The sequence below is a fragment of the Thalassobacillus cyri genome, assembly GCF_900107755.1.
Taxonomy (GTDB): Bacteria; Bacillota; Bacilli; order Bacillales; family Halobacillaceae; genus Thalassobacillus; species Thalassobacillus cyri.
On record NZ_FNQR01000005.1, the window covers coordinates 175,715 to 197,593 of the forward strand.

Consider the following 21,879-nt stretch of genomic DNA (forward strand, 5'->3'; position numbering starts at 1 on the left):
AAATTCTTCGCCTTATCTTCGTTTATCCTCTCCCCCCAAATATCCTCGAAGGAGATTGTTTGATGAAATTTAATCTCATTTTTTATTTTTTCCTTATTGGCTTGGTATTCGGTTCTTTTTTTAATGTAGTCGGCTTTCGAATCCCCATACAATCTTTCTTCCGGCATCACCGTTCCCACTGTCCCTCATGCGATAAGCAGCTTTCCTGGCAGGACTTGATCCCTGTTTTATCTTACCTACGTCTGAAAGGGAAGTGTCGGTATTGCCACACCTCTATTTCTATTATTTATCCCTTTGTAGAACTCTTCACTGGTAGTTTATTCGCATACAGCTTTTACATTTTTGGATTAACATTAGAACTCTTCACTGCTTTATTGTTAATTTCCCTGTTCAGCATTATTTTTGTCAGTGACATGGCTTATATGCATATTCCTGATAAAGTGCTGCTCGTATTTTTTATCCTATTCCTGGTTCTTCGTATGCTACAGCCCATAATTTCCTGGAGCAATGCTTTTCTTGGGGGGATTTCAGGAATAGTGCTCATAGGAGCGATTATTCTTCTTAGTAACGGGGGCATGGGTGCTGGAGATATGAAGTTGTTTGGAATAATAGGTTTCATCATGGAGGTCGAAGGTTTGATGGTTACTTTTTTTCTAGCTGTCATTAGTGGAGCTCTTCTCAGTATAATTCTGATGTTATCAGGGAAAGCATCACGAAGCCATCCCATTCCTTTTGCCCCCTTTATCATCTTTGGATCTTTAACTTCCTTCTTTTACGGTGACAGAATCCTGATATGGTACATCGCTTTCTTTTAACAAGACTCTGTTAAAACCCAGTGTTTGATTTTAGCTCCCTTTACTTGAAGACTCAGTTTTGAGAGAAACTGTTTCTGTTATGGTGGTGAGCGTTTGGAGGTTCGGGAAATCACTCGCTTTCCATGGGGGTACGGTGATCTTCCTCGGGCTAAAGCCCTGCGGGATCTCATCATGTACTATTTTCCCATAGGACTTTGAATAAGCTTCTTGAATAAACTCGGCACGAAGAAAATGCGTAGCATTTTCGAGGAGTCTTGCAATTTCCCGGACCTCCTTGCGTTCATGATTAAAACGGAAACATCGGTATGGTGTTCTTCAAACAAAGGTAGAGCTATTCATGAAAGTGCACTGTCACCTGCATCATAATTCAAAATTATTCGTGGAAGACATCTTCATCTATTACAGGGTTCATTTCTCCCATCCTTCGGCTGCGTTGGTAGGAAAGCTGCGAGACTCCCGCGGGAGACGGAGCTAGGCAAGATCCCACAGGAGTGAAACGACTGAGGAGGCTTGCCAGTTCCCCCGCAGGAAAGAAATGAATGCGTAATCTCCTTGGGAAACACGACACGCATAAGCAGAACATCAAAAGGGAAGGGCTCTTTCTTCCCGTTGGTGGACTGCTTATGTCGCGAGTGTCTAGGCGATGAAGTTGGAAAGCGAGTAGTTTCCCAGCCACCCCTTACTCTTTTTTGGTAAAGAACCCCTTCTATCTTGAAACTGAGTCTTCGACTTTACGGCCCTATTGTTGAATGAAAAACCAACAACAATCTTTAAAAAAGGTACTGATTTACCAGTGATATTTAACAAAGCCACTGATAAAAAAATATCAATAATGATACAAGACATAGTCAACAAATAACTGCTTGAAAAGAAATTGTCGAACGTTAATTGCATTCCGGTGACAAGTTTCGTCTACTTTTTTTAAATACTTTTGGTAGAGTAGTACAAAACGACCCAGAGGTGGTGAATCTAGTGGACAAGCAGGATAAAATCTCTATAAGGATGAATGGCAAAGAGACATTGATCCCTCGGGAAGACGAGAAAGCGATAGAGGAGGTAGTTACTTCTCAAGAAGAACAAGCAGCTACAGCTGAAGTATATGAATATGAACACTCGGAACAGAAAAAAGTAATCAAACCCGAAGCTTGGAAGAAGCATCCCTATTATAAAAAAAAGAAGAGGAAAAAGAAGCTTTCTTCCCCTGTGAAGAATATCGTCGTGTCAGTAATTGGAGCACTATTGTTAGGGCTTTTACTAGGGTTTATTTTACTCCGTATGTTTGTAGGGATTACTGAAAGTGATGGGGCAGCAACAGAAAATCCTGTCGCATACACAGGGGGTACAGATACTGGGAATGCTGAATCAGTAACAACGGATGGAGGAAGCGCCATTAAACTTCCAACTGTCGAAGCGTATGTGGTTCAGGCAGGGTATTTTACAAGCAGGGAGAAAGCGGAAGAATGGAGCCAAAACTATATAGAAAAAGGATATCCTACTGTAGTTTGGGAGCGGGAGGGTGATGTTTTCCTATTTACAGGACTGGCCAGAAGTTATGAGGCTGCTAATGAAAAAGCATCCCCATTACTTAAGGATGACCTTCAAACCTATGTCAAACCTTGGAAAGTCACAGCAACTGAAAAGGTGAACGTAAAAGGAGCGGAACCTCTCAGTGGTTTCGCTGATTTATTCTATTCGACTATAGATGGAAAAGAAACGACAGAGGAATGGAATCAACTTGCTGTACGCCTGCCTGAAAATGAAACATTCAACGAACTTAAAGCTGCTATAAAGAGTTTAAGTAAATCGAATAGCAGCAGCCAAAAAGATGTGCTTTTATTGAAAATTTGGAAAAGCTATGAAAATATTCTTAAAAAATAGGTGCTGTAAGTGCCTATTTTTTTATTTTAGTTTAATTATTTAACTAGAAAGTAGGAAAAGCTTATAATAAAAATCAGATATGTAGAATATAGAAAAAGCTAAATCGCAATATAACTATTTTTATTATTTCTTGAAAGTTTAATACACTGGTTAGAACCTCACAGTTTGTTATTGGGAAAGGGTGTCAGGATGGACAAATCATTAGTGTTAGGCTCAGCTTCACCAAGAAGGAAAAGTCTGCTTGAATTAGCCGGCTTTCAATTTGGAATCAGAACAAGCGAAGCAGATGAATCTGTCGTTAAGAGTAAGGATCCTGAAACGTTGGTTCAGAAGCTTGCAGAGGTAAAGGCCGAGCAAATCGCTACAACAGAAAATGAAGTATTAGTAACGGCGGATACAGTTGTAAGCTTTGCTGGAAACGTGTTGGGAAAACCGGAAAACCGGATGGAAGCAATCGAAACACTTCAGCTATTAAGCGGCAATACTCATGCCGTTCATACAGGTGTGATGATCCGGGGGTATAATCAATCTAAAATATTTTCCATAAAAACCGACGTAGAATTTATGGAGTTGGCGGAAACAGATATCATTCGTTATGTAGATACAGGAGATCCTTTCGATAAAGCGGGAAGCTATGGAATCCAAACGAAAGGAGCATTATTGGTAAAAGGGATACGTGGAGATTATTATAATGTCGTCGGGCTTCCTATCGCTTATCTGGTAAAAGAGCTTGAAAAATATGACATCACTCCCTCTTGAAAATAATTTGTGAGGAAAAACAGGAAAGGGTGCAGTGATTTTGTCAGATGCCCAGGTTATGTTGAAAGATGTGCCTCTAGCTGATAGGCCAAGGGAGCGTATGATAGAACATGGTCCCCGTCATTTATCGAACCAGGAACTGATAGCTATTCTCCTTGGCAGTGGATCGAAGAACGATTCAGTGATGAACTTGTCCCAGCGTTTGCTGATACATTTTGAGGGCTTGGATCTTTTGAAGGATGCCACAATTGAAGAATTGACAGCGATCAAAGGAGTAGGTACAGCAAAAGCTGTGCTCATCCAGGCGGCCTTAGAAATAGGTAAAAGAATCCATCAAATGAAGCCGCCTGAACGCTACATCATTCGCAGCCCGGAGGATGGAGCAGATTTTGTAATGGAAGAGCTGCGAGGACTTAAACAGGAACATTTCATATGTCTGTTTCTGAATACGAAAAATCAAGTTCTGCATCGACAAACGATATTCATTGGAAGTCTCAACGCCTCGATCGTTCACCCGCGCGAAGTCTATAAAGAAGCGGTCAAGCGGTCAGCTGCCTCACTTATTTGTATTCATAACCACCCCTCTGGTGATCCGACTCCATCGCAAGAAGACATCAATGTAACGAGAAGATTAGCGGAATCAGGGAAGATGATCGGTATCGAATTGTTGGACCATTTAGTGATTGGTGATCGGAAATTTGTATCCCTTAAAGAAAAAGGGTACTTGTAATACTTTCTGTTTTTTCAATGAAACCCTATGAAAGGTGGGATGTAGAGGTTTTCAATCAGATTTTAAAAGGGAAACCTAACGAAAACCTCACACAAATTTTTAAAACACCATTTTTTCTAGGAGGTTCCCGTACAATTCGGATATTTTAACGGGAGCTTCCTTTTTCATTTTATTAGTCACATGTGTATAGATTTGGACAGTTGTACCAGCATCATCGTGACCAACTCTTTTCATGATTGTAGCTAATTCCACTTTTGCTTCAGCAAGCATACTCACATGAGTGTGTCTAAAAATATGAGGAGTAGCTTTCTTCTGGATATCTGTATATTTTAGAAGTCGGTTCATTCTTTTATTCAATTGTATGGTGTTAAAAGGGAACCCATTAGGTCGAGCAAAAACAAAATTCTCATCGTGATAGGGGACAATAGTATTGTAATATGGCACCTCTGTATTTCTGAGCTTAAGCTTACGTTTATCGTTATCATTAACCACCTTCCTTAGCATGTCCATTACCTTTTTCTCCATGATAACTTCACGAACAGACCCTTCAGTCTTAGGCGGTGTTAATACATACTCCCTCATGTTGTTCGATTCATTATAAATAGTTTTTGTTATATCAATAGTATTAGTTTCAAAGTTTAAATCTTCTTTTTTCAAAGCGCATAATTCACCAGGACGCATCCCGGAGAAAGCTAATGTATAAAACCTTTCTTTGTCATAAAGCTTACCGTATTTAACTGCAGCTGCTAAAAACTGTTCCAATTCTTCACGATCCAAATATTTCTCTTCAACCGCATCTTTCTTAATCTCAAATATGGATTTTTGCCGTTTGGGTATGTCTATATCAAGCGCAGGGTTTTCAGTAATCCAATTATTCTTTTTGGCAAATTTAAAGATGCGATTTCCGGTACTGTGTATCCCTTTAACTGTATTCCTGGCGTAATCATTAAATATGGTATTTATTACATTCTGATATAAGAAATGAGTTATGTTAGCAATTGGCTTCTTTGCTATATGCTTATTCAAAATATTTATATCTTTTCGACATCTAAGTAATGTGCTGTCCTTTTTTCCTGTTACCTTATACATTTCATACCAGGTATGGGCAAGCTCATCAAAAGTCATCTGACCTGATTTTTGATAATCATGACCATATCGTTCTAATTCATGGATAGCTTGAAGTACTTTTTTCTTAGCATCTTTTTGCTTAATCGCTCGGCGAGTGATTTGTTTTCGTTTGCCTGTGACTGGATCTCTTGGTCCATCAGACACACACTCCCATCGGACTTGACCAGATTTTAAGGTGATTTTTTCACAATGCATTGACACATACCTCCTTTATAATAATGTAAGTTAAAAGACCTTCAAGTAAGGTGACAATTATTCATAAGCGTTAGTGTATGCGATGGTTATCAAACTGCCTAAGCCTTTCGGACGTAAAAGGAATTGTCACATTAATATTTCTCAGTGATAAAGGTTGTGTGCAGACGTCGCCAAATTTGTTCATAACGTTCATTGCATAGCTTTTCTGTTACTCTGAAATCATTTGCCCAGCGAGAAATGATGTCTTTATCAGATAGATCATATTCCTTTATCATGTGGTGGGGAAGAGCAGCATAGAGGGTGAAATGGCGTGCGTCACGCTCTTGGAGCTCTCGAAACGCTTGAGGCATCATAGATTGCCTTCCCGTATGGCGTATAGCATGACACAGCTCATGATAAAACTGTTCTCTCTGTTCTTCTTTAGAACAGCGACCATCAATAATGATTGCTCGGTAATTACCAAAGCGATCGTAACGGGAAGGCATGTCCTTGCGTATTAAGTGAATTCTATATTTCCTAGCTATGCGAGTGGCTTTGAGGTCCTTGGGATTAGTCCAACCATTTCTTATGTACCATTCAGAGACCCAATCTTCTAAGTATGTTGTAGGGTATAATGGAAATTTCATGTATGTCACATCCTCAAATAAGATTATACGAACAAATGTTCCTATTTTCAAATAAAAAAAGTCCGTTCACCCTTATGAACGGACTTTTTTTATTATAGTTTTTGAGCAAGTAGCTCTATATGATGTTTAATAGAAAAACGTTTTGCCATCCCTAGTCCTGGATAATGTTTTCTTTCATGAGTATCTCTAAAGTCCTTAGAACCCTTTGTTTCCTTGAAGTAGCTATTAGTATCCATAAATTTAACTAATTTGGCTACTGCTTGTAAGTATTTGCCACCAGGATTTTCCGCACCTTCAGTATCATCCGAAACAAAATGTTGGATTACTATTTCTTTGGTTGGGAGTTGTGTGGTTAGATGTAATGCAACTGCATGTGCTGGACCTCCACTTTCACTTAATTCTTTTCCTACCATTTGAAAATCACCAAAACCATCATATTCAGGTCTGTAAGTAATATGTAAATCTGTAAAATAGGATTGGTTAGGGAACTCCGCATTCTTACTTGCTTTTTTGAATGAGTCTCTCATTAGAACCCTTTTGTAATTCGAAAAATGGCGTTTGTATAATTCACTTACCTGCTCGTCCATAAAAACTTGGTAATCTATTTTACCCATATTTTCATTCATAGTGTTTATAATTTCATCAACATCAGTGTTAGGACTAGATTGATGAATAAAAGTAAAATTGTCGCTGGAGTAATCATTGAATAACTTTTGTAAATTGTTGTGGGTTGTCTCTGTAGTTATGCAATATCCTAAGGAAACGTTAGCTAAAACTAATTCAGATAGTAATTCATCAATCTTTTCAGCTTCCTCTTTTAAATCGCCGTTTTGTGGGTTAATAATGAAAATATAAGGTATTTCAGCTTCACTCAATGAATTTAATTTGTTTAGAGTGGTTTTGTTATCATTTAAAGGCTCGATTATAGGTATTACACTTGAATGTTCGGAGAAAAACGGCACTAATTCATTTAATGCATGAAGCTCATTTGATTTTCCATAAAGGTAGGGAAAGTACATAGGTTAGCCTCCTAAGTGATTAATTCAGTAATATTCTTTAGTTCATTCTTTTTATAATTTCCACTTTCAATAAGTAGCTTGATGGATTTAGGAAATGGTTTAGAACTTGAATTTACTTTTCGTGCTCTTTTCTTAAGTTGTTCTTTCATATAATGTTGCGCCTCAATAATGTCGGTTTTTAAAAAAAGGTCAAGACAAACTTTGTAAGTCATTGTATTAGGTACATCTGGTATATACCCATAAATTTCTTTTATTACTTCTTTGTATTCAGGTTTTCTTAGTGTATTAAACATCGCAACATGATCATAACTGTCAATAAAAGATTGTGGAGCTCTGTATTCCACAAGTTTCCTATCTTTAGTTAGAATTAAAATACCAGTGGATTTAGGAACATCATCAAAAACCTTGTTAACATTTTCTTCAAAAGTAACTACACATGTCTTATTAAAAAGTTTATAATACGAATTTAATTGTTTACTCAGTCTTTTGTTTGTATCAATTTCAGTTTTTATTTCATATGCAATCGAATCTCCATTTAACCAAACCAAATCTGCAATTGACTTTTCTGCTTTTACTTCGCTTAAAACTCCCCAATTGTCCAGGTTTTTATTTTCTCGCCTTATTTTAGAGTAAACTTCTGATTTATAAATATATTCACATCTATAGTTGTTCATTAGAAGTGTATAGCTTCTATTAAATAACTTTTTAAAATCCCCTGTTTTTATTGCATTCGCTACAAATTTACACCCTGTAGGTAATTCTTTTAAGGTCCTAGACTGATTCTTATTTGCAAGTTCTTTTATAAAAGTGCTGGTAAATAATTTTGAAATAGCTCTATATTTATCCATACTTTACCTCCTATTTGCATTATTCTAATTGTAGAGAAAGTAAATAGGAAATGGCAAGAAATATATGAAAGTCAATAGAACTTCCAAGAGACAATTGTGGAACGCTCGTTTTTATTCAGATGAATATTATTATTTTTCAATTGGGATTTCTAGCTTAATTTGATCACCAATTGTTTCGTAATCCGCATTACTAGCTCCATCAACAATAAAAGTGGCTTTTGAAACGCTCTCAGAATCTTTAACCTGGAAAGCGATCGCCCCATCCTTAGAGACTTGGCCATAAAAATCTCCGCCAACACTATCACTTAATAACATATCAGCTTCTGATTGCTCTCCTGTATCTGTTGTTAATGTACCTTGATCTGGATAAATCATAATATCATCTTCACTTGTGTTTTCAGCTACTGTATCCAAGACTATAAAATCTACAGTATCCTCTCCGTCGAAAAGCTCTTTTACAGCTTCATCTTCAATATTTATTGTTACACCAGCAATACTTTTAACAGTAAGATTAATTGGACCAGATTCAGCCATGGCATTAATATCTTCCACTTTAAAATGGGTAGTACGAGTACCGCCGTCTATTTCTTCGACATTACTTTCCTCGGACTCTGTTTCTTCCTCTCCAGTTGTGTCCTCTTTGTTGTCCTCATCTTCTTTGGATGTAGTATCTTGGTTTGCAGTTTCTTCAGTTCCTTCTGAATTATCCTCTGAGCCGCTAGCGGATTCACTGTCGGTACCACATGCTGCTAATCCTAGAACGAGAATTGTTAAAAGCAGGCTGTACAAGACTTTTTTCATAATTGAAACTCCCCTTTATATATTTTTTATCTATTTAAACCCACGACTATATCCGTGGTTTATTACATAATAATTGCAATAAATCCATAATTAGACAATGAAGGTTAAAAATAAAACACGTCTTAAAGACGTGAAGTAGAATACTTGCTGACTGATTTAGTATCACTTTTTTCTTTAGCCAATTCTTCAAGTAGATAGTTTAACCTTTTAACATCATTTTGAGATAATTCATCATACCGATCTAATTCATTCTGAATAAACTCTACTGTAGGATTTTTGAATTTGTTATTTTTTACAAAGAAAGTGGTAATAGACCCCGTTATCATTACTATTAATCCTATCCCAATTATCATAAGTATTACAGCGATAATTCTTCCCACTGGAGAAACAGGTGAAATATCTCCGTACCCAACTGTAGTAGTAGTAACCAGGGACCACCATAGTCCGTCGGCATAAGTATGGATGCTAGGCTCGAACTGTTTAATCAAAATTGTTGATATAAAGAGTAAAACTAAGGTTGCCCCTAAAAGTCTATCGAGCCCATTAGTCCTTAATATATTAAAAAAGGTAGGGAAGAATTTTTTCGAAACAGCTACAGCTCTCAGCAATCTAAAAAGTCTAGCTACCCTGGCAACTTGAAAAATGTTATCTAATGGGATTGCAGCGATGATGTCAAAGGGGTGTTCCTTTATATATTTCCAACGCTTTTTTGTGAATATAAGCCTTATTAGGACATCTAAAAAAAATATAACCCATACTATCTGATCAAGGAGTAGAATAATAGGGTCTCTACTCCAAAGAAAAATGACAGAAATCAACGCAAGTGTAAAAAGAGTCAATTCATAAAACAAAGAAACTTTCTTCTTTGTAATCATTCTTTCCTTTTCCTAGCTTTTGAAGTTATGTAATCAAAATAGCTTTCCAGCTCCTTGATCTCCTCTGGACCCATGGCCTTCCACTTTTCTATATCAAAAAAGGCTGAATCCTCAATGCCGTACTTTTCGAGCAGATTATTGATTTCATTCATGGCATCGAAGTCATTATCTTCGCTTTCGATTTTACCTGGATTATCCGAACGACCGAGAAGATAGTCGGTTGTTACATTAAAATGATCTGCTAATTTTTCTAACGTATCGTAATCTGGTTTTCTAGATCCTCTCTCATAGGCGGTATATGCAGGACGAGTTACCCCTAAAATCTTTGCCATATCTTGTTGTGTTTTTTTATGCTCTTTTCTAATTTTAACTAATCTATCCTTTAGCATGGGCTCCTCCTCCTTGTACCTTTATTTTACTGTAACAATTAGTTACTTTGAATAACATGTAACAAATCGAAACTTTTTTTATTGATATTTATTGACAACGTAACGTAACGATACTATTATTGTATGTAACAAAACGAAACATTCTGTTTGGGGAGGTGTATCTGATGAGATATTGGCTTAAAGAGTTTCGCACCCAACGGGGATTCACCCAAAGCAAAGTAGCAGAGCTTTCAGGAATAGAGAGATCATACTACACTATGATTGAAAAGGGGAATAGAAACCCTAGTGTTTTTGTAGCGAAATCTATTGCATCCACTCTAGGTTTTGAATGGACAATTTTTTTTGAAAAACAATGTAACGAAACGAAACATAACCAATCCAAGGAGGTGATCTAAATGCTTCAAATGCAATTCGATGAACAACAATTACAAAAAATGATTAACGACGCTGTTGATAAAGCGATTGAACGACATGCACTTAAGGACCAATTACCACCAGCGTTAACACGAAGAGAATTTATGGATTTAATGCAAATCGGTGAGACCAAATGTGCTGAACTATTTAACCGAGAGGACTTCCCGGTAATCCGAGAGTTCGGAAGACCAAGAGTGCCCACAAAGTTATTACTTGATTGGATTTATGACAATACGGAATGGGTAAAAGCGCACGCTAATCCTCAAGCAAAGTTTTCTGTTATTTAAGCTAACTAAATCTTACCAATTACAAGAAACACATTAATAGTTGGCATATGTGCCGGAAAGGAGAATCGCAAATGGATATAAAGGAGGAATTGGTCAAAGCGAGAAACCGAAAAGGGACAACTCAACTAGAACTAGCGCTGGAAGCCAATTATTGTAGGCCGGAAATCTCAAAGGTCGAAACAGGATCAAGAAAATATCAGCCTGAAATGAGGCGGGCATTTTCTGAATCGCTCGATGATCCGGAGTTTTACTTCCATACATGGGAGGATGCAACGGGTTTTGTTCATATGCCTTATCTAGACGGAGAATACATCCGGCATGAACCTATTTCTATGAGGTATTTCGCTGAACAAGAAACAAGGGAAGCACTGGAGAACTTGGACCGGGTGAAATGGTACAAACCTATATCATCCAATTCTGAACAAGAAAGAGAAGATGTGAAGCGAGTTATTAAAGAGATATTAGATTCTGCTGCATCCCAGGTTAACTTGGTAGCTTCGTTATGTAAGGAATATGACTTTTCAATGAAGACTTTATTCAGAGAATGGCTAGTTTCGTTGAAATCCAGGAGGTTTAAGAAATGAATTTAGATCAGTTTCTACAACAAGATATCGAACAGGCAGCCCGCGAACACCGCTGTTACTATGACCTGCTTAACAAATTAGAAGAGAAATTTATCCAAAGAGATTTTGACGGATGCAAGCAAGCAGCTGTCGATATCATCAATACTGCTCAGGCGTTACAACAGCTAAGAGAGAGGAAGGAACGTCATGATGAACTGCAACAAGTATCTAAAGAGTTGATAAAACAAGGAATACTATGTGCGGTGGTCAGGAGGTTCGACAGTGAGAAAGTTTAGCCGGCTGGATAAAGCATATATCTCACTATTTATATTGAGTCTAGCATTCTTGTATTTTGCATTAACAATAGCTTAGGAGGCATTTATATGAAAGCGACTGGAATCGTAAGAAAAATAGATGAACTTGGGAGAATCGTTATCCCATCTGAAATTAGAAGAAGTAATGGGTGGGCACCAGGTCAACCGATGGAGATGTTTATCGAAGATGAGAAAGTGATCCTGCAGCCATTTGACAACAAAGAAGATAACCACCTGATGGTAAAAGAACTTAATAAACTTCTGAACAATACAGATGAATCTGAAATGAAGAAAAAGATTATTGATGTGATCAGTTATGTACAGCAATAAAAAAAGCTACTCAGAGCTCTCAACTCTTAAGTAGCACAAACATTTGGATAAATTCACTTTATCACATGTGCGTTAGTCAGACAAGCATGTGGAGGTGATACGGACAGGCTTTGCCTGTCGTCATGGACAGAAGGGTTATTGAACGCTCTTCCAACTCCCCCTTTTTTACCTTCTGTCTGTGACGATGCGCAAGTCATCAGAAAGCGAGGTGAAATGATGAAGCATCCAGTAGTAGAACAAATCGAGCGAACTGGCTTTCCCTTGGATATTCAGGAACCAGAAATCTATGGAACAGATGCACTTGGGAATGAAGTAGTTCTTGGAGATACGATTTACGTATTTAATGATGAGTTTTTCTTGAAGGACACTCTGCTCCAGGAATCGATTGAACTGCTAGAAGTCCTAGGAGCAGAAGAAAAAACTGCATAAAAAAAGCCGCACGGCAATGCGGCATCTTGAAAAAGAACTTTGACAACATTATATCAGAAAAATAGAGGAGGTCCAATATGGGCATTAAAGCACAAGTGTTAAAGAGTACTGCTGACATGAATCATGAAGAGTGGTTGGAGACTCGTAATAAAGGTATCGGTGGATCTGATGCAGCATACATTGCCGGTTTCAATAAGTGGAAGTCACCAGTAGTCGTTTACATGGAGAAAGTGGGGGAGGTTCCTAAAGCTTCCCCTTCAAATGAAGAAGCAGCCTACTGGGGCAATGTGATGGAGGAGACGGTTGCTAAGGAATTCAGCAGACGCACAGGCCTGAAGGTACGACGTAGGAATGCAGTGCTTCAGCATCCGGAACATGAATGGATGCTTGCTAATGTGGATCGTCTCATTGTTGGTAAGAATGAAGGGCTCGAATGTAAGACGGCTAGCGAATACCTGAAAGATGAATGGGATGGTGAAGAGATCCCAATGGCTTACCTGTTACAATGCCAGCACTATATGGCTGTTACCGGAGCAGATGCCTGGTGGATCGCTGTTTTAATCGGCGGTAATAAGTTCGTCTATAAAAAGGTCGAAAGAGATAAGGAGCTTATTGCCAATCTTATTGAAATCGAAAAAGAGTTCTGGGAAGAACACGTGCTTATGCAAGTACCTCCTGAAATAGATGGGTCTAACGCTTCCAGTGAACTTCTCAAGGCTATGTATCCGGACGCAGAATCTGAAAGTGAAACAGAACTGGATGGGGAAGCCGATAAGCTGCTTGAAGCGCTTGAGCAACTGAAGAAAGAAGAGAAAGAACTAAAAGAACGCAAAAGCGAATATGAAAACCGCCTGAAGCAACAGCTGGGAACCTTTGAAAAAGGATTTTCCAATCAGTTTATCGTCACCTATAAAAATCAGGAAAGAAAGTCTATTGATACGAAACGGTTGAAGAAAGAGAAACCGGATCTATATGAAGAATATGCAAAAGTCAGTTCATACCGCACTTTACGATACAAGGAGGCAAAATAATGGCTACAAATAACACGGCTAAGGATCAGCTGGCTAACCGCAAAAATGGAGCTAGCACACCTGCTAATGGAAATAATCAGGTTAACACCATCCAAGCTTATCTCAAGAAAATGGGACCAGAGTTTGAACGGGCACTTCCTAAACATATGGATGCCGATCGGTTAGGGCGCATTGCCCTGACGACCATCCGGCAGAACCCAAAGCTTCTGGAATGCTCCATTCCTTCCCTTATGGGAGCTGTCATGCAGGCAGCACAACTAGGGCTGGAACCAGGATTAATCGGTCATTGCTATCTGGTTCCTTTCTGGAATGGCAAGATGAAGCAAACAGACGTCCAATTCATTATTGGATACAAAGGCATGATCGATCTGGCTAGAAGGTCTGGCCACATAGAGAGCATTTACGCTCACACGGTCCACGAGAATGATGAATTCGAGTATGAGCTGGGCCTACATCCAAAACTTGTCCATAAGCCTGCTACTGGCGAGAGAGGCGAGATGACTTTCGTTTATGCGGTAGCTCATTTTAAAGATGGAGGCTACCAATTCGAAGTGTTCAGCGCTAATGACGTGGAGAAAGTGAAGTCCAGATCCAAAGCCGGAGCTAATGGACCATGGAAAACGGATTATGAAGAGATGGCCAAGAAAACGGTCATTCGTCGCATGTTCAAGTATCTTCCTATTAGTGTTGAAGTCCAACAGCAAGCCTCCCAAGATGAAACAGTACGAAAAGATGTTACTGAAGAAGCACAGTCGATTCATGATCAAGACTATATCGATATGCAGGTTCCTGCTTCCGAAGAGGATAACAATCAAGAGAAGGAAAAAGCTGCAAACAATGAATTAGAACAGGCAGCTATGGAACTTGATGACTGATCGTATGAAGGTCACCATCCCACATTGCTATGTGTGGATGACAGCTGGATATCCTAACCGGGGAGCGATGTTCAAAAGCTACCTTGCTGGCTATGTGGAGCATACGCACCCTGGCTGGTATCTAGTAAAGATAGAAGGCATGAAAGCTATTTGCGAGAGGAGGTTCGATTAGTGAACTACATCAAGGAACTAAACGCATTCTATGATTGGCTCGAAATAAATGAACTGTCACCATCAGCAATTAATTTATGGTATGCCTTAATGCACATAAATAATAAGGCTGGATGGGCAGAAACATTTACGGTAGCCGAATCTGTGTTATGCGTGAAAACCGGATTGACTGATCGGACACTTCGGAAGGTAAGGAACGAATTGAAGCAAAAGGGAAGAATTGATTTTACTTCTAGAAAAGGTGGGCGTTCTCCCATATATGAAATCATTTCTTTCTACGTTACGGAAATAAATTCCGCGGATAGTGCCGGAGGTAGTTCCGGGGTTGGTTCCGGAGGTAGTGCCGGAGATAGTTCCGCATTAATTAAACTAAACAAAACTAAACAAAACAAAGAAGATGATGAAAACGCGTGCGCGAATCCATTCACTTTTTTTGAGCAAGAAGGTTTCGGCACGATCAGTGGATTCACCGTGGATAAGATAAATGACCTGATTAATGACTTTGGTGAAGAGCGAGTCATTGCAGCTATGCAAGAGGCTGTCATGTATGGAGCTCGTAATTTGCCTTATGTCATTCGCATATTAAACAACCCGAAAAAAGAAGGTGAGAATAATGGCCAAGGATTTTCACAGCCTGGGAAACGTTATGGCAGAAGTCATGGAACGAGCAAAAGCTATGCAGATGTCATGCGAGAACTCGAAGCAGAAAAGTCAGCCTGGGGATGAAGAGCAGTATGAGTGCCAGGACTGCAAAGACAGCGGGAAGATTGTTGTCCGACACTTCTTGAAAAATGAAAACGGTCAACCTTTGATACATCCGAATGGATCCCCAAAGTATAAAGATATCGCTCAACAGTGCTACTGCTGGGAAAAGCGCATGCTTAAAAAGCGATTCCAGAATGCTCTGATTCCTGATGAATTTCAAGAAGCCAGGCTAACTACTTACCGACAGGATAGCGAGGTTCAGCAGACTTTGTTTCAAGCGACTAAAGAATACTTGCAGTCCTTTGACTCTATCATCCATGACCGGTCAGAACATAACAGCCTGGGCTTCATCGCGGTTGTCGGAGAGAGTCGAATACGAAGTTTGGACGGATCAGCCAGGGCTGAGACAAAGCGAAAACATAATAACTTTGGGTTAGGTAAAACACATTTGCAAATGGCTGCAGCTAAATGGATTTTAAATAAGGCGAGGATCCGCATTCCAGGAGATAAGTATCGCCCGGAACGGACCAGAGGCTGCAGTGTGCTTTGCGTATCTGACGCCTCTTTCATGGATGAACTCTCCCAAGCCAAGCGCATGAATGACGAAGGCAAGCAGCTGAAAGACATGCTGCATAGTGCGACTACTGTGGATGTGCTGGTATGGGACGACCTGGGGAAGTCGAAGTGGTCTGAGACGAAAGAAGGCCTCTACTATCAAATCATCAATGAACGGTACAGGCATAAAAGACCGATTCTGTTTAGCTCGAATGAAGACAAGGCGACCTTAAGCGAGAAGATTGGCTACGCCGCATCCAGTCGTCTCCTGGGGATGTGTGGGGAGCGTTTATACGAGGTTGAAGGTGAAGATTATCGTTTGAATAAGGGGGAGCATCATCATGTGTGAATTGTGCCAAGGAAAAGGAAAAATATATTTCGTTAATCAATCAAGCGTAGGTTTTATGCCGTGTCCATATGCCAGCTGCCGAGAGAAGGCATTAAAAAAATCAGACCAGGCTATCCAAGACATCAAGCGAGTACTGAGAGAAAGAAAGGGATTGCCTGCATAAGTACAGGAGGTTGAAGTATTTGATTACTTTACACAGGTGGTACAATTGTCGTTTCCGAGGTATTCATCGGATCAACATACCGTATGGGAGAAGCAAATCAGAGCCCCACGAGTGGACTAGGGGCGATATTGATGAGAATAAGTGAGCTGGATTTCAAACAGGCCTTTATCATGGAGCAGTTACACCAATTGGATTTTACAGCTACAGAAGGACTTAGTTACGAGGAATTAAATCGGAAGCTTGCAATGGCAAGGCGTTAGAAGTCGGTGTAAATAAGAGGGACAATAAATGGTTTTAGGAGGCGATTTTATGAATCTAGCACCAACCAGGCTCCGGGTAGGAGTAGAGGAAAGAAGGAAATACTTAATTCACCAGCTCTGGAAAGAGGATTATACCGAAGATCCTGTAGGCAAGAAAACGGAAGATATGACTCTCACAGAGCTGGAGCAGATCCACATTAATGTGAAGTGCCAGAAAGCAAGGGAGCTGGAGGCAAGGTGACTATTCAATTTACAGACCAGCGTGTATATTAAAGGACTACGCTATGTACATGAGACGGAGTAAGAGGAAGTGAACAGTAACAATTATCAAGCTATAACGGTTTTACGATATTCTCACTTATTTCTTTTTCTTTTTTGTTTCTTTAGTAGGAAATGAAAAAACTTTATAAATAATCCAACTCGCTAGAAAGAAAAGGATTCCAGGTATTAAGAAAATAAAAATGGCGATGTTATTCATAATTAGATTCATTATATGCTATACCTCTTTTTATTTTATTTAAAGCAGGAGGACTGCTGCCAACGTACAGGGTGGAGTGAATACCCGGGCAGACAGCCTCTCCCTAAGTATGAACGTATCCATTCTCAGTTATGCGGAAGAGGAAAATCGACCATAATAGCGGATTTTGTGTTGTTTATTGTTGCGTAGATCGACTTTTATTTCGAAGGACGCTAACCATGGAACAAATGGAACTATTTGAAGACCAGTCAAACGAGATACCGAAAGCTGTACTATCACCTATCGAATGCAATAAGAAGCTTGGCAGACAGGCATTCGTTGCAAACCAAAGATTGTTCGGGGAGTATGTGAAGATGATCCAGAATAAATATCATTGCTCCTGGTTTGAGGCGAGGAAGATATTTTTTGAGAACAGGGACCATAATAAATAATAAAGCCGCAGCTAAAGCTACGGCAGAAAAATTATCATTAGTCTATTCTTTGTTTTCATGATGTAGGGGAGGTGTTACTAACCATCCTTTATCCTTATTCAAACGCAGGGTTCTTGCACCAAGTTGAGCTTTGTTCATGTGAAAGCGACCAAAAAGCAATGCAATGTCTTCCCGAGTTGCTTGACCCATTGCTTGGCTACATGCAACAAGCCCCTGGGCAATGTTAACCGAGAGTGTTGCACCGATTTCTGGGTCATTGACACGCGCCCCAACTGGAATATCTTCAGTATTAGCTACAGCACGTTCAGGAGGCGTGGGAGGTAGTGAAACACCCGAGAGTTTAAGAATCTCTTCTATTTCCTTGGATTCCTGTTCAATACCCTGAATTGATTCCTCCAGCAGTTTTTTTAAACCTTTATCGCCCGCATGGTTAATGAGGGTTTGGTAGCTGGCGTGATTACCCTTAGCCACAGTTAAATAACTCCAGAGGCTAAATACTTCACCATAGTGCAATGGCTCATTTTTAGGATTTCCTGATAATACTCCCATGATATATCTACTCCTTTTACCAAGTTAAGGGTATTATTCTCATTCATGGAAAGTTTATGCACTTTGCATTTAAAGAACCCGGAGCCATAGCCCCGGGTGAAGGTTGGAGGAGGACTGCTCCTACTGCTGAGAATTCTTACCGTAAGTATTGGGGTGAAGCAGCCTCTACAAAAAGTATTTACAGTATATAGCTAAATATACAAAAAAAGCCAAGAGCTAGGCCCTCGACTTTGTATCTGGTAAATACATTATAACATATGGGGGTCTGCTTTGTGCGCTTGAACCAAGTACCAGCAAATATAGAAAACGGAAAACTGAACATTGAAATGGATCTTCCAGAAGGAAATTCCCCGTTTTGTGTCGTATATTGTGAAGGTAAGGCAAAAATTACCTTTTTACCTGAACATGGTGAAACAAAAGTAATTACTCATCAAGGAAAGGTGAAGAGGGTGAAGTTTGATGAGGGGGAAGATTTTTGAAAACTGTTATTATTGGCGCGATAATTAATGCCGTAGTTCTGTTGGCAATAGCAATAATAAACAAAGTAAGTGAGTTTAAGTTAGAGAGAATAAAAAGGAAAAGTGAACAAGAAAAAGAGCATGAAAATAAAAAAAGAGAGTTATATTCAAAATTGGCAAGTAGTTTAAATGGATTTATGGAAGCAAGATATTCAGTTGATCAAAAAAAAGCGCTTCAAAATGATTTCTATGATGCTTATGATCAGGTATGGATTTGGGGTAATGATGAATTAATAAAAACATTAGGTGAATTTTTGCAGGCTAGTTTAGATGGAAAAACAGATTCGACTCTTAAAGATCTTCATGTGAAGATTATTCTTGAAATGAGAAAAGATTTAGGCATGTCTGTTGAAAGAATTTCGGCAGTTGATTATAAATTTATAAAATTTAATTAATATATTAATACTTGTTCTTCCAGTCTAAAGAGGACAACTTATAAACTCACTTGGAAACATGAAAAGGGTGACGAGGGGGGGAGAGTTTTTGAAAATTAAATCATATGTTATTTTGTTTATTATTAGCTATTTAGTATTGGTTGCAGGGCTAATCGTTATAATCTTTGGGATCTATAGTAGTAGTACTGCATTAAGTATATCTGGGTTAAGTTTAATTGGTTCATTTGTTGGAATGTATGCTAGTGCTTTTAATACTAAGAAACAACATGACAAAGATAGACCTTATTTAATTCTTAGGACGAACGAAGAAAGGTATGGAATGCTGCAATTAGAAATTTATAATGCAGGTAACAATGGAGCAATTGTAAGAGAAGTTTTATTAAATGACGAATTAGATATTATTTCAGGTGGAACATTAAAAGAAAATTTAGAAAACTGTGTTATTCAGGCAAAAGGAAGTGTGGCATTTCCTTATATAGTATATGGGAACAAAAAATTTGACTCTTACTATAAAAATATAAGTGGAGAACTAAAATATAAAGATTTCTCTAATGACAATTTCACAAATAGGGTTAACCTAAATCTATTAAACCTTAGAAACCAGTTAGCACATCAAACTGAAGCGATTAAAAGAGACTATGAAATTATAAAAACTTGCCAACATTTACGAAAAAATATCAAAAACGATTGAAGAATCTACTTTAATTTCTAATAAGTATAATATGTTCTACCAGCCTACTGGAGGACACTGATTAAGTAAGTTGCGCATGCAGCTGCTTAGTTGGTGTCCTCTTTTTATTGGCAAGGAGGGAATCAATGAGAAAGCATATATATAAGATTCAATGGAAAATCAGTGAACATAGAAGGGATAAGCGTGCCGGTGTCATATCACCAGTTCAGCGCAGTGTTTACATGAAAAAGCTATTTGATGAGGCGGGGTGGGATCATGAACAAAAAGCAGATTGAGCAAGCTTTACGGGATTATTGTTGGATGATTAATGAAATAAAACGGCAACGAAAATTCTTAGAAGATGCTGGGACCAATCTTGTCGCCCAGTCAGGGATTGAATCCGCTATGCCAAAAGCAAAAGGTGAGCCTGGGGATCCGGTTGCGCGTGAGGTGGTAAGAAGGGATAAGAAACACACCTGGATCACGAAGCTAGAAAGAAAGGTGTTATTTATTCAGGAGCGTATGGAAGCTATTGATAGTGAGCGTGAAAAAGCTGTTCTGGAATGTTTGCTGGATGGTATGAGTATGAGTGCTATTGGTCATCATATGGGGCTATCCAGACGTCATATTTATACTATAAAGGAGTCAATTGTGGAAAAGATTTCACAAGATACACAGAATTCACTCTTTACACACTTTTCTCAAGAAATGACAAAAGAAAAATGCTACATGTAAAATGGATGGCAGGACGGACAGGCATAGTTAGCTTGGCCGATAACTGAATAAAATCGAAACATCAGGCACCCTTGCAGGTGTCTTTTTCAATATATTGTAATTTTATTTACGTTTTCTCTTTTTTGAAGAATAATAAAGGAGTGAGGAGATGATAAAATATGAGTGATAAAAATCAGAAAGTTATTCTTTACGCAGTCCTAATATCTATAGTGATTGCAGACTTTTTTATTTATTTTTGGCTATTAAGTCGGTTACTTAAATGGGAAACTTCAATGATAGCAGGTGTTTTAAGTTTTTTGGGGGCTGTTTTGGGTGGAATGATAACACTTGGCGGTGTTTATTTAACGATTACAAACGAGAAAAAAAACAGACTCCGCGACTCTTATCCTATTAAAAAAAGGTATGCAGATAAAGTGTTGAAGTGGGCTAATGAAGGTAAAACTAATACTAATAGTATAACAAGTAAGCTTCGAGGTGACTTTTCTGCCCCAACAGAAATTATTCAATCAATTTTTTCTGAGTTGGAAAAACAATCAGATGAAATTCTAGATTATGCTACAAAAGTTAATGGAAAGTTTTATAATGATACAAAACAAATCGCTGATGAATATTATAGTATAAGTAACTCAGTGGAATTCATTGACTCGGAAGATAAACTTAACAAAGAATACGCAAGAATGGACGTTAAACGTTCTGCAAACAACATAATAAAATTAACTAATGAGTTGGAGAGCAATCTAAAACAAATAACAAACGATTCATTAAATTAAAGCATCTCTAGCCGGGATGCTTTTTATGTGTGTAACGTTACAAACGAAACAATGATAACAGGGTGGAAAATAATAACTACATCTAATGTCGTTTTCATTGTTTGGTCTGTAACGTTAAAATGTATCGTTACAAAGTGGGGTGTATCGAAACATGCCTAGACAAAATAAAATAGAAAAACACGGGTGCCAAGAAATTGTTGCTGCTGGTTTAAAAGAAGGGAAATCGGTAAGGGCCATTGCAGAGGAATGCTCAGAATGGGCAGGAGAGAAAATCTCTCATACTGCAGTTGCCAGATATGTAGAAACTTTAAAAAACAAAGAGCAGCAACAAAGGAAAGAGGTAATCCAACAAGACCGCCGGCGCGTACTAAAAACGGTGAACCAAGAGTTGGACATTATACAATTGCAGTATAAGACAACAGAGAAGCTTTTGGAGCGTTTTGAACTATTGGACGACTTGCCAGAGTTTGTGGAAGACCGGTTAGATGAACTAGTGAATCAGGTAGTAGAAAAACTCATGGCGGGTGAAAAGATTACCTCTCAACTGGAAAAGTTTCAAGCAGCTATGACAAGAGAATTAAATCGCAAAGTAATAGAGATTACTTCTTTAAATCGGGAACTCCGAGAAAACAGTAAGTTCTTAGCGGATTTGAGGGAAAGGGCTTTTGAATTTAGTTTAGTTCAAGAGTACCTTTCTCTTTTTATGGATTTATTTAAAGATGCAGACGAGGAAGCTTACCAGGTTGCAATTCAAAAGGTTGCAGCCAACCCTCGTATGCAAAAGCTTGTCGATCAGCAGATGCATATAAGGGGTGAAAGCTGAT

The 21,879-nt window shown here is 38.6% G+C and carries 34 protein-coding genes; 26 read left to right on the forward strand and 8 right to left on the reverse strand.

What is annotated here, in order from left to right; genetic code table 11:
- The first annotated feature begins 62 nt into the window (after nucleotides 1–62).
- The 4 genes from BLV00_RS08280 to radC all read left to right on the forward strand — a co-directional run bounded on the left by BLV00_RS08280 (nucleotide 63) and on the right by radC (nucleotide 4,182).
- Nucleotides 63–815, forward strand: coding sequence for a prepilin peptidase (locus BLV00_RS08280; protein ID WP_093044335.1), 753 nt, complete (start codon nucleotides 63–65; stop codon nucleotides 813–815).
- A 972-nt stretch (nucleotides 816–1,787) separates the two neighbouring features.
- Nucleotides 1,788–2,693, forward strand: a complete 906-nt coding sequence (locus tag BLV00_RS08285) for a hypothetical protein (protein ID WP_093044337.1) — start codon at nucleotides 1,788–1,790, stop codon at nucleotides 2,691–2,693.
- 189 nt (nucleotides 2,694–2,882) lie between these two features.
- Nucleotides 2,883–3,452, forward strand: a complete 570-nt coding sequence (locus BLV00_RS08290; protein ID WP_093044339.1) for a Maf family protein — start codon at nucleotides 2,883–2,885, stop codon at nucleotides 3,450–3,452.
- Nucleotides 3,453–3,510: 58 nt separating this feature from the next.
- On the forward strand, nucleotides 3,511–4,182 hold the full coding sequence (gene radC / locus BLV00_RS08295; RefSeq protein ID WP_093044475.1) for a RadC family protein: 672 nt from the start codon (nucleotides 3,511–3,513) through the stop codon (nucleotides 4,180–4,182).
- A gap of 99 nt (nucleotides 4,183–4,281) precedes the next feature.
- On the opposite strand, the gene BLV00_RS08300 is transcribed toward radC, so the two are convergent.
- The 7 genes from BLV00_RS08300 to BLV00_RS08330 all read right to left on the reverse strand — a co-directional run bounded on the left by BLV00_RS08300 (nucleotide 4,282) and on the right by BLV00_RS08330 (nucleotide 10,063).
- Nucleotides 4,282–5,505, reverse strand: coding sequence for a tyrosine-type recombinase/integrase (locus BLV00_RS08300; protein WP_093044340.1), 1,224 nt, complete (start codon nucleotides 5,503–5,505; stop codon nucleotides 4,282–4,284).
- Nucleotides 5,506–5,636: 131 nt separating this feature from the next.
- Nucleotides 5,637–6,131, reverse strand: a complete 495-nt coding sequence (locus tag BLV00_RS08305) for an ImmA/IrrE family metallo-endopeptidase (RefSeq protein WP_176791406.1) — start codon at nucleotides 6,129–6,131, stop codon at nucleotides 5,637–5,639.
- A 92-nt stretch (nucleotides 6,132–6,223) separates the two neighbouring features.
- Nucleotides 6,224–7,150: a sce7725 family protein gene (locus BLV00_RS08310; RefSeq protein ID WP_093044342.1), complete on the reverse strand. Its 927-nt coding sequence runs from the start codon at nucleotides 7,148–7,150 to the stop codon at nucleotides 6,224–6,226.
- A gap of 11 nt (nucleotides 7,151–7,161) precedes the next feature.
- Nucleotides 7,162–7,998 carry a sce7726 family protein gene (locus tag BLV00_RS08315; protein WP_093044344.1) on the reverse strand — a complete coding sequence of 279 codons (837 nt, stop codon included), beginning with the start codon at nucleotides 7,996–7,998 and terminating at the stop codon, nucleotides 7,162–7,164.
- 129 nt (nucleotides 7,999–8,127) lie between these two features.
- Nucleotides 8,128–8,799, reverse strand: coding sequence for a hypothetical protein (locus tag BLV00_RS08320; protein WP_093044346.1), 672 nt, complete (start codon nucleotides 8,797–8,799; stop codon nucleotides 8,128–8,130).
- A gap of 122 nt (nucleotides 8,800–8,921) precedes the next feature.
- Nucleotides 8,922–9,674, reverse strand: coding sequence for a potassium channel family protein (locus BLV00_RS08325; RefSeq protein ID WP_093044348.1), 753 nt, complete (start codon nucleotides 9,672–9,674; stop codon nucleotides 8,922–8,924).
- The gene (locus BLV00_RS08330; RefSeq protein WP_093044350.1) at nucleotides 9,671–10,063 is read right to left on the reverse strand and encodes a helix-turn-helix domain-containing protein; all 393 of its coding nucleotides are present in this window, start codon (nucleotides 10,061–10,063) and stop codon (nucleotides 9,671–9,673) included. Before BLV00_RS08330 ends, BLV00_RS08325 begins: the two co-directional genes overlap by 4 nt.
- Nucleotides 10,064–10,227: 164 nt before the next feature.
- Here BLV00_RS08330 and BLV00_RS08335 point away from each other — a divergent pair, with 164 nt between their 5' ends.
- The 15 genes from BLV00_RS08335 (at nucleotide 10,228) to BLV00_RS08395 (ending at nucleotide 17,418) form a co-directional block, all read left to right on the forward strand.
- On the forward strand, nucleotides 10,228–10,458 hold the full coding sequence (locus BLV00_RS08335) for a helix-turn-helix transcriptional regulator (RefSeq protein WP_093044352.1): 231 nt from the start codon (nucleotides 10,228–10,230) through the stop codon (nucleotides 10,456–10,458).
- Nucleotides 10,459–10,764 carry a hypothetical protein gene (locus tag BLV00_RS08340; RefSeq protein ID WP_093044354.1) on the forward strand — a complete coding sequence of 102 codons (306 nt, stop codon included), beginning with the start codon at nucleotides 10,459–10,461 and terminating at the stop codon, nucleotides 10,762–10,764.
- Nucleotides 10,765–10,835: 71 nt separating this feature from the next.
- Nucleotides 10,836–11,348 (forward strand): helix-turn-helix domain-containing protein, encoded by a 513-nt coding sequence (locus BLV00_RS08345; RefSeq protein ID WP_093044356.1) that lies wholly within the window; start codon nucleotides 10,836–10,838, stop codon nucleotides 11,346–11,348.
- Complete coding sequence (locus BLV00_RS08350; RefSeq protein ID WP_093044358.1) at nucleotides 11,345–11,623, forward strand: YqaH family protein; 279 nt, start codon at nucleotides 11,345–11,347, stop codon at nucleotides 11,621–11,623. The genes BLV00_RS08345 and BLV00_RS08350 overlap by 4 nt, the downstream gene beginning before the upstream one ends.
- Nucleotides 11,624–11,710: 87 nt before the next feature.
- Entirely contained in the window at nucleotides 11,711–11,971 is a 261-nt protein-coding gene (locus BLV00_RS08355) for an AbrB/MazE/SpoVT family DNA-binding domain-containing protein (protein ID WP_093044360.1), read from the forward strand.
- 216 nt (nucleotides 11,972–12,187) lie between these two features.
- Nucleotides 12,188–12,400: a hypothetical protein gene (locus BLV00_RS08360; RefSeq protein ID WP_093044362.1), complete on the forward strand. Its 213-nt coding sequence runs from the start codon at nucleotides 12,188–12,190 to the stop codon at nucleotides 12,398–12,400.
- 77 nt (nucleotides 12,401–12,477) lie between these two features.
- Entirely contained in the window at nucleotides 12,478–13,431 is a 954-nt protein-coding gene (locus tag BLV00_RS08365) for a YqaJ viral recombinase family nuclease (protein WP_093044364.1), read from the forward strand.
- Entirely contained in the window at nucleotides 13,431–14,306 is an 876-nt protein-coding gene (gene recT, locus BLV00_RS08370) for a recombination protein RecT (RefSeq protein ID WP_093044366.1), read from the forward strand. Before BLV00_RS08365 ends, recT begins: the two co-directional genes overlap by 1 nt.
- Nucleotides 14,299–14,478, forward strand: a complete 180-nt coding sequence (locus BLV00_RS08375) for a hypothetical protein (RefSeq protein WP_093044368.1) — start codon at nucleotides 14,299–14,301, stop codon at nucleotides 14,476–14,478. The genes recT and BLV00_RS08375 overlap by 8 nt, the downstream gene beginning before the upstream one ends.
- Entirely contained in the window at nucleotides 14,478–15,203 is a 726-nt protein-coding gene (locus tag BLV00_RS21930) for a DnaD domain protein (protein WP_176791408.1), read from the forward strand. The genes BLV00_RS08375 and BLV00_RS21930 overlap by 1 nt, the downstream gene beginning before the upstream one ends.
- Nucleotides 15,124–16,086 carry an ATP-binding protein gene (locus BLV00_RS08385; RefSeq protein ID WP_245728899.1) on the forward strand — a complete coding sequence of 321 codons (963 nt, stop codon included), beginning with the start codon at nucleotides 15,124–15,126 and terminating at the stop codon, nucleotides 16,084–16,086. The genes BLV00_RS21930 and BLV00_RS08385 overlap by 80 nt, the downstream gene beginning before the upstream one ends.
- A complete protein-coding gene (locus BLV00_RS21935) occupies nucleotides 16,079–16,249 on the forward strand; it encodes a hypothetical protein (RefSeq protein ID WP_176791410.1) in 171 nt (56 codons plus the stop codon). The genes BLV00_RS08385 and BLV00_RS21935 overlap by 8 nt, the downstream gene beginning before the upstream one ends.
- A 131-nt stretch (nucleotides 16,250–16,380) precedes the next feature.
- Nucleotides 16,381–16,509 carry a hypothetical protein gene (locus BLV00_RS22525; RefSeq protein ID WP_281242999.1) on the forward strand — a complete coding sequence of 43 codons (129 nt, stop codon included), beginning with the start codon at nucleotides 16,381–16,383 and terminating at the stop codon, nucleotides 16,507–16,509.
- 49 nt (nucleotides 16,510–16,558) lie between these two features.
- On the forward strand, nucleotides 16,559–16,750 hold the full coding sequence (locus BLV00_RS08390; protein ID WP_093044372.1) for a hypothetical protein: 192 nt from the start codon (nucleotides 16,559–16,561) through the stop codon (nucleotides 16,748–16,750).
- A gap of 455 nt (nucleotides 16,751–17,205) precedes the next feature.
- Entirely contained in the window at nucleotides 17,206–17,418 is a 213-nt protein-coding gene (locus BLV00_RS08395; protein WP_093044374.1) for a hypothetical protein, read from the forward strand.
- A gap of 42 nt (nucleotides 17,419–17,460) precedes the next feature.
- Here BLV00_RS08395 and BLV00_RS08400 read toward each other — a convergent pair whose 3' ends face one another.
- Nucleotides 17,461–17,967: a DUF3231 family protein gene (locus BLV00_RS08400; protein ID WP_093044376.1), complete on the reverse strand. Its 507-nt coding sequence runs from the start codon at nucleotides 17,965–17,967 to the stop codon at nucleotides 17,461–17,463.
- A 272-nt stretch (nucleotides 17,968–18,239) separates the two neighbouring features.
- Between BLV00_RS08400 and BLV00_RS08405 the strand changes: the two genes are divergently transcribed.
- From BLV00_RS08405 to BLV00_RS08430, 7 genes are all read left to right on the forward strand, one after another.
- Nucleotides 18,240–18,446, forward strand: a complete 207-nt coding sequence (locus BLV00_RS08405; protein WP_093044378.1) for an XtrA/YqaO family protein — start codon at nucleotides 18,240–18,242, stop codon at nucleotides 18,444–18,446.
- Nucleotides 18,443–18,880, forward strand: coding sequence for a hypothetical protein (locus BLV00_RS08410; protein ID WP_093044380.1), 438 nt, complete (start codon nucleotides 18,443–18,445; stop codon nucleotides 18,878–18,880). The genes BLV00_RS08405 and BLV00_RS08410 overlap by 4 nt, the downstream gene beginning before the upstream one ends.
- 88 nt (nucleotides 18,881–18,968) lie before the next feature.
- Nucleotides 18,969–19,571 carry a hypothetical protein gene (locus BLV00_RS08415; protein ID WP_093044382.1) on the forward strand — a complete coding sequence of 201 codons (603 nt, stop codon included), beginning with the start codon at nucleotides 18,969–18,971 and terminating at the stop codon, nucleotides 19,569–19,571.
- Between the two features lie 125 nt (nucleotides 19,572–19,696).
- Nucleotides 19,697–19,846: a hypothetical protein gene (locus BLV00_RS21940; RefSeq protein ID WP_176791412.1), complete on the forward strand. Its 150-nt coding sequence runs from the start codon at nucleotides 19,697–19,699 to the stop codon at nucleotides 19,844–19,846.
- Nucleotides 19,827–20,285: a LuxR C-terminal-related transcriptional regulator gene (locus tag BLV00_RS08420; RefSeq protein WP_093044384.1), complete on the forward strand. Its 459-nt coding sequence runs from the start codon at nucleotides 19,827–19,829 to the stop codon at nucleotides 20,283–20,285. Before BLV00_RS21940 ends, BLV00_RS08420 begins: the two co-directional genes overlap by 20 nt.
- A gap of 158 nt (nucleotides 20,286–20,443) precedes the next feature.
- The gene (locus BLV00_RS08425; RefSeq protein ID WP_093044386.1) at nucleotides 20,444–21,055 is read left to right on the forward strand and encodes a hypothetical protein; all 612 of its coding nucleotides are present in this window, start codon (nucleotides 20,444–20,446) and stop codon (nucleotides 21,053–21,055) included.
- A gap of 151 nt (nucleotides 21,056–21,206) precedes the next feature.
- The gene (locus BLV00_RS08430; protein ID WP_093044388.1) at nucleotides 21,207–21,878 is read left to right on the forward strand and encodes a hypothetical protein; all 672 of its coding nucleotides are present in this window, start codon (nucleotides 21,207–21,209) and stop codon (nucleotides 21,876–21,878) included.
- Nucleotide 21,879 lies beyond the last annotated feature (1 nt).